The sequence below is a fragment of the Pseudoalteromonas mucoides genome (genome assembly GCF_049257175.1).
Classification (GTDB): Bacteria; Pseudomonadota; Gammaproteobacteria; order Enterobacterales; family Alteromonadaceae; genus Pseudoalteromonas.
In genome coordinates this window covers 109,575-125,041 of record NZ_JBMMUC010000010.1, presented here as the reverse complement: position 1 = coordinate 125,041, position 15,467 = coordinate 109,575, and the positions used below count along the sequence as shown (strand labels likewise).

Sequence of the window (15,467 nt, the reverse complement as noted above, 5' to 3'; positions counted from 1 at the left end):
TTTATATAGTTAATATAGAGGAAAATGAAATGTGATTAACCCACTTGATAATTAACGATTTTATTGAAGTGGATTTAAGCAGAAGGCTGCTTTTTACCCATAAAGAGCTATTTTATAAATGAAAAAAATTTACTGATTGTTGTAACTTATTTTTAAAAAGGGGGATTTAGACCAAAGTATAACCGGTTTGGTTATTACTTCTGTGTTGGTGATTGCGCGTTTTTATCCCGCCATGTTTTTAATGCTTCGCGGTATTCGTCCCATACACATGGGCAACAGCTTCCACCGCCACAGCATTCATCTGTGCTTGGTCTTTGTGGTTTATCTTTTTGATCTGTCGAGGCTATTATAGTGTTGTCAGTCTGCATAGTCGTAATTATTTCCAGTGGAGTAACAGCGAGTATATCACAGCAAATATAAATACTGCTTTGTTAACGGGACCAGCTATGTGAAAATACCCTTATGCGACTATATAAAGTAATTCACCGCGCGCCTTTTCGGGTTGCCAAAATCAGCAAAAGACGCCAACAGTTGCGTTTTAAGCGTTCTATGGTGGCATTAAAAATCGCACTTGCTCAAGAAAAACAAGAAACAAAAGAAATGCTCACAATCTACCGTCGTTATACGCTTGGCGAAGTGAGTAAAGAAGATTTAAGCAAAGCTAATGCGCAATTTGTCGATATACTCAAAGGCTTGGGTTTAGGTGTTTTTGCGGTGCTTCCTTTTGCCCCAATAACCATCCCTTTAGTTGTTAAGTTAGGGCGCTATGTTGGTGTAGAGGTATTACCTAGCTCTTTTAATATTAACAAGCCACTAAAAGAAATAGATCAAAAAATAGCCGAAGATGAAAAGAAACAGCAGCCTTCAGTTACATCTGTAAAAAAATAATGCCACTTTGTATTAGTAGCTCTGCCTTAGCTATACCTTTTGACTGGGGATATTGGTATGCTAAAGCTCTAATTATTTAAAAAATGAGTCATTTAATGAGTGCATTAATTCATCATACTTCTTCAGGAATTCCTTTATCTTTTATTACCAAAAGTGACTTAGCTAACTGGTTGGAACAACAATCTATTTTCTTACAAAACTGGCTGCAAAGTTGTGACTTTAAAAAGCAAGGCTTGGCCTTGGTAGTTGATGAAAAATCAGGGGCATTGGCACACGCATATTGTTTGGTTAATAGCCTTGATGACTTTTGGTTAGCCGGCGAGTTGGCTACTAAACTCCCTGCTGGTTGCTATCAGATTCAAGGCTTAGAAGACACGCTAGAGCAAGTTGCACTAGGGTTTATGTTAGGTGGCTATGAGTTTAGCGAATATAAGGCAAAAGGGGCTGCGAAAGCGCAATTAGCTATTGCAGATAAAGCCATGTTTGAGCGCTTGGATCAGCAAGCTAGTGCAATTAATTTGGTACGCGATTTGGTTAACACGCCAGCGGCCGATATGATGCCTCAGCATTTATCACAAGTGATGGCCGACTTAGCAATCACTTATAAAGGTGAGTTTAGTGAATGGGTTGGCGATGAATTGCTTGAGCAAAACTACCCAACAATCCACATGGTTGGGCGCGCCAGTGAAAATAAACCACGGTTACTGGATTTAAAATGGGGTGATGAAAAAGCTCCATTAATTACCCTAGTTGGTAAAGGCGTATGTTTTGATTCAGGCGGTTTAGATTTAAAACCAAGTTCAGGCATGCGTAACATGAAAAAAGACATGGGCGGCGCAGCACATGTTATTGGTTTAGCACAATTAATAATGGCTGCCAAGTTACCTGTGCGTTTACGAGTGCTTGTACCTGCGGTAGAAAATGCTGTATCACGTAATGCATTCAGACCCGGTGATGTAATTAAAACACGCAAAGGCATCATGGTTGAAATAGATAACACAGACGCAGAAGGGCGTTTAGTTTTGTGTGATGCTTTAACTGAAGCTCAAAACGATGAACCTGAATTGCTGATTGATTTTGCAACACTTACAGGGGCGTGCCGTGTAGCCTTAGGCACTGAGTTACCAGGTTTTTTCTCAACAAGTCGCGATGTGGCTAATGGTATTGTTGATTCAGGTATGGATGTGAGCGATCCTGTATGGCAACTTCCTTTATTTGAGCAATATACGAGTTTTCTAAAAAGTGATGTTGCAGATATGGCTAATTGTGCGAGCACACCCTTCGGTGGTGCTATTACAGCCGCTTTATATCTAAAAGAGTTTGTTGCGCCTACCACCGATTGGGTTCATTTTGATGTTATGGCTTGGAACTTACGTTCATTACCAGGTCGCCCGGCTGGTGGTGAAGCTTTAGGAGTTCGCGCTGTATTTAATTACTTAGCAAGTCGTTTTAACTAAACTTCATAAAGCTCTAGTGGTAAATCATCGGGATCGGCAAAAAAAGTAAACCGCTTCCCGGTGATTTCATCCACTCTTATTTGTTCCACTGTTACATTATTTTTTTCTAAATAAGTTTTAGCTTGGCTAATATCTTTTACTGCAAAAGCTAAGTGTCTTAATCCTTGTGCCTCTGGGTAACTCGGTCTTTTTGGCGCCCCAGAAAATGAAAATAGTTCTATTTGGCTGCCATTGGGCAATGCCAAATCTAATTTATAAGAGTTGCGTTCAGCACGATATTGTTCATGAATTATGGGTAGCTTGAGTATTTGAGTATAAAAATGCTTAGCCCGTTGGTAGTCGCTACAAATAATAGCAATGTGATGAATAGCGAGTAGTTCCATATCTGTCCAATAAAAAAAGCGCGAAAATCGCGCTTTATTCTATAGCAATTAATCAGTGTTTTTACATGCAGCTACGGCAGCTGAAACAAGCTCTAGGCCAGTTTTATCACATGCCGGTAAAGTAGCATCACTAGTGTTAATAGGCGTCACTCGTTCGCCCCATTTTATGTAACTTGCAGCCCACGTTAATCCGGCACCAAAAGCGGCCGACATAATATTAGAGTGAGGCTTTATTAAACCTTGCTCAACCGCTTCACATAGTGCGATAGCGATAGTGGCGGCCGATGTGTTGCCATATTCGCCAATATTTACCATTACTTTCTCATCAGCAACCTTAAGGCGCTGTTGAATAGCTTGGATAATACGTAAGTTTGCTTGATGCGGGACCAGAACGTCGATTTCATCTAAGCTTAAGTCAGCTTGTGAGAGCACATCGTCACAGGCCTCGCTCATGCCTTTTACCGCACGTTTGAATATTTCACGACCCTCAAACAATAAATCTGATGGGCCTGCTGGACTGTACTTATCAATATCACTACCAAAGTTGGTAATGTGTAAAATATCACGGTCTTCGCTGTCACAACCTGTTTTAGTTGCCATTAAGCCTGATGGGGTATCGGCGGCTTCAAGTACAACGGCACCAGCACCATCGCCAAATAGTACTGCGCTGTCACGACGATCCCAGTTTACATACCAAGTCATTCGCTCTGCGGCAATAACCACTGCTTTTTTGATCATTCCAGCTTGAATTTGTGCAGTTGCAGCTTGTAATGCATACAAAAAGCCAGAACAGGCCGCGTTTGTATCCATTGCCGCAGCACCGACTGCACCGATATTTTTTTGTACCAATGAGGCAGTATTTGCCACCATGGTTGAAGGTGTACAAGTGGCTAATAAAACTAAATCTATGTCTTTAGCATCAACTCCGGCACAAGCAATGGCATGTTTTGCTGCAACCGTTGCTAATTCAGCTGTGCTTACGTGGCTTACTCTGCGCGCTTTGATACCCGTACGGGTAGTGATCCACTCGTCATTGGTATCAACAAGTTGGCTAATTTCATCGTTGCTAATGCGGGCTGGTGGAATGCATTTTCCCCAACCTGTTATATGTGCGTAAGACATAGTGGGTTCTCTTATAGTGGTCAGACATCTGTCATCAATGCGTGTTTTATACCAAAAATCCCGTTATAAGACTAGTTGATAGCTTTGTTTATATCGTAAATAGTGGTAATTAAACGTAATTTACGTTAATGGTAGTAGAAAAAAGGCTAGCATGAAAAATAATAAATGCTTATATAATCTTTACATTGATAAGGTAGGTGGAATATGGCTATGAAAAAACGTAAGGGCTGCTATGCATAGCAAAATAAAGGCATCACTGTTTAATCATCTTATTGATGCCGAACGTCAGCTACTTGAACCGGAGATCCGCCAGTCAGAGCAAGCATTAGACGCGTTACTGGATGACGAGTTTATAGAAATCGCTGGTAATGGCACGGTGTTTAATAAATACCAAGTGTTAACACGTCTGCCTACAGAGGTTGTACCGCAGTTTTATAATCAAAATTTTAAAGGACGTATGCTCAGTGACGATATTGTACAATTGAGCTATCAAGCCGCTTACAGGCGTTCGGCGCGTGCTGAATTTAATTATTCATTACGGATGTCGCTTTGGCGATATAGTGAAGCGTCGTGGAAAATGGTATTTCATCAAGGCACACCTTGCGCCGTATTTAATATATCAATGGATGAAGATTAACTCTTAGCTTTAGGTATAACGTAAATGGCATTTTTAATGCAAACAGATCCTGCAATTAGCCGCTTATTGATGCTGCGAAGCGGCGCGATTGCAATACAACTCTTAGCGGTGATCGCGGTTTATTTTTTATTGGAACACCAGATCCCACTCTATGAATTACTGCTTGTTATTTCCCTAGAGGCTGTATTTCAAATATTAAGTGTGGTTGCTTATCGCAATGTGAGTAAAGCAAAAGAGATGGGTATGTTGATGCAACTCACCGCGGATGTTTTATTTTTAAGTGTTTTATTGTCGCTAAGTGGTGGCGCAACCAACGCATTTGTCTCATTGTTACTGTTACCTATTATGATTGCTGCTGTGAGCGTAAGTGCAAAAGGGCTGGCATATATTGCGGTGCTGGCAATATCGGCTTACAGCTTATTACTGTACAAAATGCCACAACACAGTATGCATCATATGGATATGACCAGTCATTTTGTTGGCATGTGGGTTAATTTTGTCATCAGTGCCAGCGTGATTGCCTTGGTGATTGGCACTATGAATCGGGCATTGCACTCTAGAGAGCGTACTATTGCAAAGGTACGCGAGAAACAATTACGCTCAGAGCAGTTAGTTACACTTGATGGTGCAGCAGCTCAAATTACTCATCAACTTGCCAGCCCAATAGCAAATTTACAATTGCTTTTTGAAGAGCTACAAGAAGAGCAACCTAGCAATGTGCTCATTAATGAAATGCATAAACCGCTTATGCAGTGCGCAACACAACTAAATAACTTTAGAGATTTATCAGCGCAATTAAGAACTCACAGTGACATTGGCTACATTGAATTGCCCGCGCTAGCGCAGCAGATCCAAGACAGTATGCTTTTACAATACCCGGATCAACAACTGATATGGCAAAGTGATGCTCCAGCTGTCAATGTAAAAGGTGACGCAATGCTGTTACCTGCCATTCTTAACTTATTGCAAAACTCAGCCACAGCAAATCTGCAAAATAAGCAAGTACAGTTAGCTTTGAGTTGGCAAGCAAGTGATAATGAAGTGAGCTTGTTGATTCGTGATCATGGGATGGGCTTTACTAGTGAACAATTAACTCAACTAGGCGGGCACATAATGGCTAGTAAGTCAGGTATGGGGCTAGCAGTGTTGCTATCTAACGTAACACTTGAACGGCTACAAGGCTCTTTAACACTTTACAATCACCCCGAAGGGGGCGCTGTTGCTAAGGTACAGCTTGCAGTATTAAATGAAGAAAAATAATGAAATTGCTTATAATTGAAGATGATATAAATTTAGCGAATACGTTAGCAAGACGTTTAACTAAACATGGTTTTACTTGCGAAGTGGCACATAATAGTGCGCAAGCATTGCAACTTGTAAAACAATATAAACCAAGCCATGTGTTGTTAGATATGAAGCTAGGTGATGACAATGGGCTGTTATTAATAAAACCAATAAAGGAATTATTGCCGAGCTGCCATATAGTCTTGCTGACGGGTTTTGCCAGTATAGCGACTGCTGTAGAAGCAATGCGAATTGGTGCCAACGATTACTTAACAAAACCCGTTGATATGCCAACTTTAGTCAAAGCCTTAGATATAAATAATCAACTAACAGCCGAAATTACAGCTACCCCCACTACTGTTATGTCAGCTGAACGGGTAGAGTGGGAACATATTCAGCAAGTTCTTCACTTTAATCAAGGTAATATCTCAGAAACAGCTAGGCAACTTAATATGCATAGACGCACCTTACAGCGAAAGCTCCAAAAAAAGCCTGTTAAGCAATGAAAAGTGATGGATAAAAATTTGGTTGTTGTAATTTTTGCTACAATGGAGGTTTGCCGTAATAGCATTCATTTACTAAAGTAAAGATATCCCTTTAATTTACCATCCTAATTGAGCCGTATATGGATTTTTCCCAAGTAAATTTTTTCGCGGTGTTTATTGCTGCCTTATCCTCTTTTGCCTTGGGCGGGATTTGGTATTCGCCTTTACTATTTCAACGAATTTGGATGGAGGCGTGTGGATTAACAGAGCTTGATTTAAAGACTATTAATCCAAAAAGAGTATTCATTGGCAGCTTTTTACTCTCGTTCTTTATTGCGCTTAGTTTATCATTGTTCGTTGGGCCAGCGCCAAGTCTGGGAGTGAGTGTTGGAGCAGCATTCATTATTGGAGTTTGTTGGGTCAGCAGTGCCTATGGTATCACTTATTTGTTTGAGCAACGCCCGTTAAAACTATTTATGGTTAATAGTGGTTATCATATTTTGCAATTCACCCTGATGGGGCTGGTTTTGGGGCTTTGGCCATAACCTGTTACCCTACAGAGGTATTTGTAGTAAAAGAAGTAGTTAAAATGGCAAAACCAAATAAAAAAGGCCCCACTAAAACCGTCGATATTTTTTGCAGTCAATGTAAAACCCAGTTATTCAAATACCGCAAAGGCGGGAAAGGTGCTTTAGTTAAATGCTTTAAAGAGCGTATCAACCAAGACTTCACCACAACCCCTTGTATTTGCCCGCAATGCGAGCGCCCCTTCGCCCGCGAAACCCTCATTCGAGGCGCCCCAGCGTATAAAATGATTGGTGGCAAAGTTACCTTTAAATAATATACCGATGTAATGAATTAGCTTAAACGAATGTTTTTCACAATCAGTAACTTAAAAATTATCGTGCTATAAATTGCGCAAATAGGCTTCAACAAACTGAGCTTGGTTAGGTGCTTTAGGCGCTGTTTTGAAGTGAATTAATGAATCTGTATGACGCAATTTTAATTCATCAGTAAATTCACATTCTACTTTGCCAAACTGTTGTGCAACGGGTTTGAATTCGCTTGAGTTTTCACATTGTTTTGCAAGAGAGTTAGCGACTTGTCCGCAATATGCGCCGATGGCATAGGTTTGTAATAAGCTGTCGTCGATTTCTTGCCAATTTATAGTTGTTTCAATTTTGCCGCCACACTGTTTTGTAAACCTTTGCTGCGCTTTGTCTAATGCTTCAAGCGAATTTGCAATTGCTTTTTCTCGGTTAAATTTTGCGAAGTCGGCTTGAATATTATCAGCTAGCTGAGCTTTGTATTGGGCATAGGTATCTTCAGATATTGCTTTATTACGTTTGCCTTTTTGCTCAGATAAATAAATGGCTTTACGAGTGTCGGGTAAATACAAAGCGTAGCTGCAACAGGCATAACCTTGTTCGCGAGTAACTAGAGCACGTTGTTGGCCATCGAAAATGTATTTATATGCTTTAATACTTCCATGGGGTAATAGGTCGGTGAGAAAAACAACCTCATCGATAGGGTGATTTACGCCGACAACTTTGATCAATGCTTGAGTTTTGTCGAGGGTTTCAACGATGATGACTTGCTCACCACGTGATGACTCAAGAACGACAGGGTACTTTTGAAACTCTAACGCAAATGCAGTGTTACAGAGTAAAGTGAGAAAAATAAGTAGTTTTTTCATAAACAAATCCTTTTAGAATAATTTATCTATTATTGTAGCAATCCTTGTTTATAAAAAGAATACGCTGGCCTTGTTTAAATTTCATTAAAATAAATAATGATGAGTGTTGAAAATCAAAAAATTGAGAACAGTTAAATTGCTTTATATCTAAAAAAATACCAGCCTAAGCTGGTATTTTTTATTAATGATTAAGGTGTGTAATAGATTGGCGATTCAGGCCCTACAGGTAAACCAAATACAAAGACCCATAAGTAAAATAATGCGACCCAGCCAACAAAGAAGAACATACTGTAAGGCAGCATGGTCGCAACGAGCGTGCCTATTCCCATGTCTTTTTTGTATTTAGTTGCTACTGCGAGTATTAGGCCAAAATAACTCATCATCGGGGTGATCAGATTAGTAACTGAGTCGCCAATTCTGTAGGCGGCTTGAATCGTTTCAGGGGCATAGCCTATTAGCATTAACATAGGGACAAATATAGGGGCAGTAACAGCCCATTGCGCTGATGATGAGCCTAAACTTAAGTTAACTAAAGCACACATAAATATAAATAACACAAATACTTCAGGGCCTGTAAGGCTCAGTGCTTGTAGCATTGCAGCACCATTGATAGCTAAGATGGTGCCTAAATTTGTCCATTTAAAAAATGCCACAAACTGGGCTGCAAAAAATACCAGCACGATATACATACCCATAGAGCTCATACTTTTACTCATGGCATCGATGACATCTTTATCGTTTTTCATGGTGCCCACAACGCGACCATAGACAAAACCAGGAATACCAAAAGTTACAAATATAAAAACCACGATACCTTTCAAAAATGGCGAGTGAGCCACTAAGCCAGTCTCTGGGTTACGTAAAATGCCATCTGCGGGCACGATAGTCCAAGCAAGTAATAAAGATACAACAAGTAAAGAAACACCAGCCCACTTTAAGCCTGACTTTTCAATCTCAGTTAGTCCTTGGATATTATTATCTGCAAGGTCCGAACTGGCTTCATCAGGGTTATATTCTCCTAAGCGTGGTTCAACAATTTTTTCAGTTACGAATGTGCCTAATAAAGCGATAAGTAATACTGATATCATCATAAAATACCAGTTAGCTTCTGCGCCTACTTGGTAGGTGGGGTCAATCATTTGTGCAGCTGGTGTGGTGATACCCGCCAGTAAAGGGTCAATCGTGCCTAACAGTAGGTTTGCACTGTAACCACCTGACACACCGGCAAAAGCAGCTGCTAACCCCGCTAAAGGGTGACGACCTAGGCTGTGGAAAATCATTGCTGCCAATGGTATCAACACTACGTAACCCAGTTCAGATGCGGTATTTGACAAAATAGCAGCAAACACCACCATGAATGTTACTAAACGTTTTGATGCTCCCATCACCATGCCGCGCATGGCTGCTGATAATAAACCTGAATGCTCTGCAACACTCACACCTAATAAGGCAACTAAAACAGTGCCTAGAGGGGCAAAGCCGGTAAAATTAGTTACTAGGCCTGTAACAATACGCTGTAAGCCCTCTGCACTTAAAAGGCTGACAACTTCAATTACACCATCAGGATCGCGACCTGCAGAACCAACAGGTCGTGGGTCTATGGCACTTAAACCAAACCAGTCAGCGATGCCGCTGAAAACAATGATAGCCACACAGAATATGGCAAATAACGTAATAGGGTGGGGTAACATATTCCCCAAAAACTCAACTGTTGCCAAAAAACGATTAAATAAACCTGATTGTTTTTCTGGGTTTGTTGAGTTTGCAGTGTCGACAGCTTTTGACATAGCAAGGTTCTCAAAATAATAAAATTGCCGCAATCTAGCATTTTTCACCGCATCAATCATCTATAAACGATAGTTTGCCAATCAGGTACGTTGAATAGGCCTAGTTGATAACCCCTTTAAATAGCAGTGGGTAGCGCCTTAGGCGGTTACCAATATAATCATCAGCCATTATTTGGTCGCAAATTTGCTTTACATCATCGGTTGCTTCAAACACCCAGTCAAAACGCTCAATTGCGAGCAAGAAACCGCGTTTTAGAAACTGTTGTTGGCGGTATTCATTTAAATTGTTGCGGATGATTGCAAGTTTACCCGGATCGGCTTGCAGTGCTGCAATAACTTGATTAATGAATGCGGTGTTTCTAGTTGGTGTTGTGCGTCTTTTTCGGTGCTCTGTAGTCACATACTCTCCTATACCTCATTAAGAATATTACTCAGCTTTTTTAAAAAGTCATCTTTGTGTTTATCGTGTTCATAACCTAAGTGATAGGTGTTATGAAAACCAAACCTAAGGAGTACACCACTGCCTTTAAGGTAGATGGTATACCCATCAATATCAGAAAAGGCGGTTAGGCCCATGTAGTGTTTACCGTCGTCAGTATTTTTACCAAGCTGTATAATGCGTTCGTAAACAGCTAGTATTTGTTTTCCGTCAATTTCGTTTTTCATAATGCCTCCCGATAATTTAATACGTTAATCAGCGGTATTTGGTTCAAAGTAAGACGTTTTCTTAATAAATAAAATAGGATTTTTCGTGTGAGTGCAAATATTTGTAACTGTAGTTTCTTTTGCTTGATGATAAAAGTTTAGGTGGCAACTTTTACGTTAAATATTTTAAATTTGTGGACTTAGTGGCCTGGTTAAGACTTGAAAAAACGCAGCTGGAATGAGCAACTGCGTTTTATGTATATGAAAACAGACCTACGTATACAGGGTTAAGAAGCTAGTTAGCAATTCAGCCCGTTAAAACTTGGCTTTGTACTTGCTCATTTAATACAACCACTTCTGCACGTTTAAAAAAATTAAAGTCTGTCGCGGTGGCTAATGTGTATGCCCCCATCATACGGCTGATGATTAAATCACCGTTATTTAATTTAGGTAACATAATTGCTTCACTTATGACATCGATGCTGTCACATGTTGGGCCTGCTAATACTGATTCTACGCGCTCATCTTCTTGTTTTAGAGAGTCGATAGGGTATGCGGCTTCATCAAATATTAAACCACTGAAAGAACCATATATGCCATCATCTAAATAGTACCAAGGTTTGCCTTCTCTAACAGCTTGCCCCATGACAGATGCTACACTTGTTACACAACTTGCAACAATGAAGCGGCCAGGCTCTGCAATAACCCTTACTGTTTCTGGCAGTTTTGCCAATGCGTCATTTATTGGCGCGCAGAACACATCAATAGGCAGTACATCTTTACTATAAGGTACCGGGAAACCACCGCCAATATCCAAGGTGCTAAGGGCAGGTAAGCCTAACTCAGCAATGCGCTGTATTACAAGATTACACGCTGCAATAGCACTAACGTATTTTGTTGGGCTAGCTGTTTGTGAGCCAACATGGAACGATAGACCTTTAATACGAATACCAAGCTGTTTGGCATAGGTAATAATTTCAATGGCCATTGCTGGACTACAGCCAAACTTTTTCGAAAGATCGGCAAAGGCATCGGCGTTACGAAAGCTCAAACGAACTAAAAGCTCAACGCTTTCTTTGTAAGCTATAAATTTTTCAAGCTCATTGATGTTATCAATAACAAACACATTACAACCATATTCAAGGGCATCACGAATATCAGCATCACGCTTGATTGGGTGAGTGTGAATCGTACGCTCGCTTGGTACGCCTTGGCTGGCAACTAAAGCAACTTCACCGCTGGTGGCTAAATCAAAGCACGCACCTTCTTCTAATAAAGTGCGTACAACAGCGGCGTGAGGTAATGGTTTTAATGCAAAGTGTAGCGTAACGCCTGGTAATGCATTGCTAAGTGAACGATATTGAGTGCGGACAGCTTCGCAGTCTAGCACCATTAAAGGCGCACCGTGCTGGGCAACTAATCGTTCAATTAATGTGTTAGACGGTTGTGCAATTTCATCATGAATAGGTTGGTTTGCAGCAACCGTTGATGCAGGTACTTTGATTGTTACGTCAATTGATAAAGCCATTATATTCTCCGAGTAAAGCAACTGCAGGGGTATGTTTTATCCACATGGCAGTTGAGTGTCATTAAGTGCGTTGAAACCGAACAATGATTGATTTCATACAGTCAAATTCACTCTTGGATAGTTGCTCTATTGCCTTGCTACAAACTAGATTTGTAATGTACTCGGATTGGCTATCATCAAGAAGCGGCGAGATATTAATCTCGGTTTATAATTTATGCAACAGTTATTTTGAGTTTTATGTAATTTAGTTTGCATCTTGGCATATAGGGAGATTTAGTCGCTATAGTGGCGAACAATAATATTAATAGATTGATTCAGACGGTGACAAATTATATTTGTTTTTGAATTCTGACAACATATTAGTTGCGGTTTGTTTATCAAATGCAGAAAAGTGTGTTTTTTTGATAAAATTATACATCTGAGGTGTCGACATATAAGCATTAATAATATCGAGTGCTTTACTGCCTTTTGGGGGGCGGCTACAAACAAAGTGGCCAGTTACAAACTCCGGATACTCAGCTATTTTTCGGCTATCGAGAGTGGCTAATTGTTCATTTGTTAATAATGTTTTCATTACTGAATCGTAATTGACTATAAGATTGACTCGTTTGTGAAGTAATAGTTGAGCTAATTGAGTAAAGCTATCTGCGCCATGAAGTGACACTACTTGATCATGATAATTGCTAAACATTTTATCAAGCTGCTCATAACTTACTGATGATACAGCGCCAAACGTTTTATACTGAGCAAGTAGTTTAGACACTGATACGGTTTCAGGCAGGTTTTTAAGTGTTTCTTTATCACCATATATTTTGCGTTGAATATGCATTGATGTTGGTATGTGAGAAAACTCAAATAGCTTCTCTCTTTGGGGAGTTTTGATTATATTATAACTGCATACAGCTTCGTCACTTTCGAGACGGCGTATCAAACGGGCATGATTTGTCCATTGAAACGTAGTGGTAAATTCATCTTTTAGTGCATGGGAAAAGGTATCATAGAAGAGTTTATCTGATGTCCTCTCGATATTATCATCTTTTAATGCGCGAGAGAGAATAACTAAAGAATCTTTTGCTACTGCTGATGAGCACGATAAAATAAAAACAATTAAGCAGCTTATGATACTTAAGAGTCTCATTCTGAGATACCCCAATTAATTAACAGTAGAATTATAGTATGACATAAAAAAGCCCCGTAAGGGGCTTAAAGGATATTCTATTTTGTTAACGCGCGTTAGTGCTTTCAAATATCTTATCTGCTGAGGCTGCAACAAAACCAGTATAGATTTCGCCATCGGGTTTGTTATAACGCAGGGCAAACTCATAAAAACAGCTAGGTACAGTCATTTTTTTATCGCTAAACTCTACCGCAAAGTCATCCGCGAGAGTTGATGATTGTTCTAATAAAACCTCAGCAGATCCTTTAATTTCACCACCAGATGTATTCAATGCAAAGCCTGCATCTTTAAGGGCCTGGTTTACATCTTCAATATTATCAAACTTTGCAAGTTCATTAATATTCACCGTAAAGTGATTCGCACGGTAACCCCATGCTGACATCCATGCAGCATATTCGCTTTCAGCTAGTAATTTTTTATACGTATCAGAGCTTACTTGCCAATGCGTGCCTGAGTATAAAAAGTTATCGTTAGTAACAGCATCAGCATCAATACTATCAACCATATCAGTAACGATAGCCTGTAGCTCTGGAGAGCATTTATCTACCAGCAATTCAGAGATAAATACTTTAGGCTGTGTCGTATCTGGGTGCTCATAATGCTTAGCATACAGTTTTTTTGCTTCAAAGTGGTATTCACCACACTCTTTATAGCCAACGGCTAAAAAATGGGCCGCTAGTTTTTCAAGGCCAATTTTTTCATGGTTAAAGGTACGCAGTGCAATGTGATCGTTAATGATGTCATCTTTTTGCGTTGATCCAAGTAACTCATGTACTTTTACGGCTGATGGTGTAACAGCTAAGTAGTTTTGCCATAAGTTTTCAAATAATGTATTTACATCTGTGTGCATTTTAATTCCTTAATTTTTTGACTATTTCGTCTGCTAATTATTCTATTATTAAGCCCGGCGCGAGGGTTGCTGGTAAATTAACGTGATCTGCCTCTACTGATGAAACAGGGTATGAGCAATAATCAGCAGCATAGTAGGCGCTTGCTCTATGATTACCACTGGCTCCTATACCACCAAATGGCGCGGCACTTGATGCACCTGTGATAGGGCGGTTCCAGTTAACAATCCCAGCACGTATACGCTTTAAGAAATGTTGGTAATCTGTGGCTGAATCACTTAATAACCCTGCTGATAAGCCAAAAGAGGTATTATTTGCCTCCATAATAGCGCTATCAAAGTTGTCATAACGATATACTTTTATCAGTGGACCAAAATGCTCTTCATCGGGCATTTCGCTGATGTGGGTAACATCGATAATTCCCGGGCTGACAAAGCCCGTACCAGCCTCTAAGTGTTGTAGTTCAACTAATGGCTTAGCGCCTAAATCAATCAGGCTTTGCTGAGCCTTTAGCATGCCAAGCGCTGCTTGCTCACTGATCATCGCCCCCATAAATGGTTGTTGCTCAGCGAAGCTGTCAGCCACCACGATATTTTTAGTTGCTTCAATAAGTTTTGCTAAAATCGCATCACCATTTTGACTTTTTTCGATAAAGACACGGCGAGCACAGGTACAGCGTTGCCCTGAAGTGATAAAGCCAGACTGAATGATATCGTGAGCTGCTGCGCTAATATCAGCTACATCTTTAATAATTAGTGGGTTATTACCACCCATTTCCAAGGCTAAAATTTTACCTGGGTGGCCGGCAAATTGCTTATGTAATATATGACCTGTGTTTGAGCTGCCGGTAAAAAATAAGCCATCAATGTCTTTGTGGCTAGCAAGCGCTTTACCTGTTTCGACTTCACCTTGGACAAGGTTGATCACACCTTGGGGTAAGCCGGCTTTTAACCATAATTCTAGCGTAAACTGTGCAACGTAAGGGGTTAATTCAGAGGGTTTAAATACCACGGTATTACCCGCTAAAATGGCCGGCACAATGTGCCCGTTTGGTAAGTGACCAGGGAAATTGTAAGGGCCAAATATAGCCACTACACCATGTGGTTTATGACGTATAAATGCCTTTGCACCAGGCATAGGATTTTCAGTAGTGCCTGTGCGCTCATTATGTGCTTTGATAGAAATAGCGATTTTACCCGCCATTGCTCCCACCTCAGTACGGGTTTCCCACAATGGTTTGCCAGTTTCTTTAGCAATAATGATAGCGAGTTCTTCACTATTGTCTTTTAACAGAGCTGCAAATTTTTCAAGGATGTTAATACGTTCTGAAATTGGTTTGTCAGCCCATTCAACCTGCGCGTTACGTGCGGCTAGAATGGCGCTATCAACCTGTGCAGGGCTTGCAGCAGCACCCTGCCAAATAATGTCACCATTACTTGGGTTGATTGAATTAAATGAATGACCCAGGCCTGCTTGCCATTGGTTATTGATTAACTGTGTATTGATTGATTCTGTACTCATAATAGTCCT

The 15,467-nt window shown here is 40.3% G+C and carries 18 protein-coding genes; 7 read left to right on the top strand and 11 right to left on the bottom strand.

Annotated features, from left to right (window positions below; genetic code table 11):
• Positions 1-194: 194 nt before the first annotated feature.
• The gene (locus AAEU30_RS12605) at positions 195-368 is read right to left on the bottom strand and encodes an oxidoreductase-like domain-containing protein (RefSeq protein ID WP_421960803.1); all 174 of its coding nucleotides are present in this window, start codon (positions 366-368) and stop codon (positions 195-197) included.
• 94 nt (positions 369-462) lie between these two features.
• Here AAEU30_RS12605 and AAEU30_RS12600 point away from each other — a divergent pair, with 94 nt between their 5' ends.
• Positions 463-888, top strand: a complete 426-nt coding sequence (locus tag AAEU30_RS12600) for a hypothetical protein (RefSeq protein ID WP_421960802.1) — start codon at positions 463-465, stop codon at positions 886-888.
• A gap of 95 nt (positions 889-983) precedes the next feature.
• Positions 984-2,345, top strand: coding sequence for a leucyl aminopeptidase family protein (locus AAEU30_RS12595; protein ID WP_421960801.1), 1,362 nt, complete (start codon positions 984-986; stop codon positions 2,343-2,345).
• Here AAEU30_RS12595 and gloA2 read toward each other — a convergent pair.
• A complete protein-coding gene (gene gloA2 / locus AAEU30_RS12590; RefSeq protein WP_421960800.1) occupies positions 2,342-2,728 on the bottom strand; it encodes an SMU1112c/YaeR family gloxylase I-like metalloprotein in 387 nt (128 codons plus the stop codon). The two genes, AAEU30_RS12595 and gloA2, sit on opposite strands and share 4 nt — an antisense overlap.
• 48 nt (positions 2,729-2,776) lie before the next feature.
• Entirely contained in the window at positions 2,777-3,850 is a 1,074-nt protein-coding gene (locus tag AAEU30_RS12585; protein ID WP_421960799.1) for a ketoacyl-ACP synthase III, read from the bottom strand.
• A gap of 232 nt (positions 3,851-4,082) precedes the next feature.
• On the opposite strand from AAEU30_RS12585, the gene AAEU30_RS12580 reads away from it, so the two are divergent.
• The 5 genes from AAEU30_RS12580 (at position 4,083) to AAEU30_RS12560 (ending at position 7,097) form a co-directional block, all read left to right on the top strand.
• A complete protein-coding gene (locus tag AAEU30_RS12580; RefSeq protein WP_421960798.1) occupies positions 4,083-4,487 on the top strand; it encodes a nuclear transport factor 2 family protein in 405 nt (134 codons plus the stop codon).
• A gap of 36 nt (positions 4,488-4,523) precedes the next feature.
• Positions 4,524-5,747: a sensor histidine kinase gene (locus AAEU30_RS12575; protein ID WP_421960833.1), complete on the top strand. Its 1,224-nt coding sequence runs from the start codon at positions 4,524-4,526 to the stop codon at positions 5,745-5,747.
• The gene (locus tag AAEU30_RS12570; RefSeq protein ID WP_421960797.1) at positions 5,747-6,277 is read left to right on the top strand and encodes a response regulator transcription factor; all 531 of its coding nucleotides are present in this window, start codon (positions 5,747-5,749) and stop codon (positions 6,275-6,277) included. The genes AAEU30_RS12575 and AAEU30_RS12570 overlap by 1 nt, the downstream gene beginning before the upstream one ends.
• A gap of 119 nt (positions 6,278-6,396) precedes the next feature.
• Positions 6,397-6,801 carry a DUF1761 domain-containing protein gene (locus AAEU30_RS12565; protein ID WP_421960796.1) on the top strand — a complete coding sequence of 135 codons (405 nt, stop codon included), beginning with the start codon at positions 6,397-6,399 and terminating at the stop codon, positions 6,799-6,801.
• Positions 6,802-6,845: 44 nt separating this feature from the next.
• Positions 6,846-7,097 (top strand): hypothetical protein, encoded by a 252-nt coding sequence (locus AAEU30_RS12560; RefSeq protein WP_421960795.1) that lies wholly within the window; start codon positions 6,846-6,848, stop codon positions 7,095-7,097.
• Between the two features lie 66 nt (positions 7,098-7,163).
• On the opposite strand, the gene AAEU30_RS12555 is transcribed toward AAEU30_RS12560, so the two are convergent.
• The 8 genes from AAEU30_RS12555 to astD all read right to left on the bottom strand — a co-directional run bounded on the left by AAEU30_RS12555 (position 7,164) and on the right by astD (position 15,443).
• The gene (locus tag AAEU30_RS12555; protein ID WP_421960794.1) at positions 7,164-7,952 is read right to left on the bottom strand and encodes a hypothetical protein; all 789 of its coding nucleotides are present in this window, start codon (positions 7,950-7,952) and stop codon (positions 7,164-7,166) included.
• Positions 7,953-8,140: 188 nt separating this feature from the next.
• Positions 8,141-9,739 carry an AbgT family transporter gene (locus AAEU30_RS12550; RefSeq protein ID WP_421960793.1) on the bottom strand — a complete coding sequence of 533 codons (1,599 nt, stop codon included), beginning with the start codon at positions 9,737-9,739 and terminating at the stop codon, positions 8,141-8,143.
• Positions 9,740-9,839: 100 nt separating this feature from the next.
• A complete protein-coding gene (locus AAEU30_RS12545) occupies positions 9,840-10,139 on the bottom strand; it encodes a hypothetical protein (RefSeq protein WP_421960792.1) in 300 nt (99 codons plus the stop codon).
• A gap of 8 nt (positions 10,140-10,147) precedes the next feature.
• Positions 10,148-10,405 (bottom strand): DUF3081 domain-containing protein, encoded by a 258-nt coding sequence (locus AAEU30_RS12540; protein ID WP_421960791.1) that lies wholly within the window; start codon positions 10,403-10,405, stop codon positions 10,148-10,150.
• 286 nt (positions 10,406-10,691) lie between these two features.
• Complete coding sequence (locus tag AAEU30_RS12535) at positions 10,692-11,912, bottom strand: type III PLP-dependent enzyme (RefSeq protein ID WP_421960790.1); 1,221 nt, start codon at positions 11,910-11,912, stop codon at positions 10,692-10,694.
• Between the two features lie 301 nt (positions 11,913-12,213).
• Positions 12,214-13,050, bottom strand: a complete 837-nt coding sequence (locus AAEU30_RS12530; protein ID WP_421960789.1) for a hypothetical protein — start codon at positions 13,048-13,050, stop codon at positions 12,214-12,216.
• An 85-nt stretch (positions 13,051-13,135) separates the two neighbouring features.
• On the bottom strand, positions 13,136-13,939 hold the full coding sequence (locus tag AAEU30_RS12525) for a DUF1338 domain-containing protein (RefSeq protein ID WP_421960788.1): 804 nt from the start codon (positions 13,937-13,939) through the stop codon (positions 13,136-13,138).
• Positions 13,940-13,976: 37 nt separating this feature from the next.
• Positions 13,977-15,443, bottom strand: coding sequence for a succinylglutamate-semialdehyde dehydrogenase (astD, locus tag AAEU30_RS12520; protein ID WP_421960832.1), 1,467 nt, complete (start codon positions 15,441-15,443; stop codon positions 13,977-13,979).
• Between the last annotated feature and the right edge of the window lie 24 nt (positions 15,444-15,467).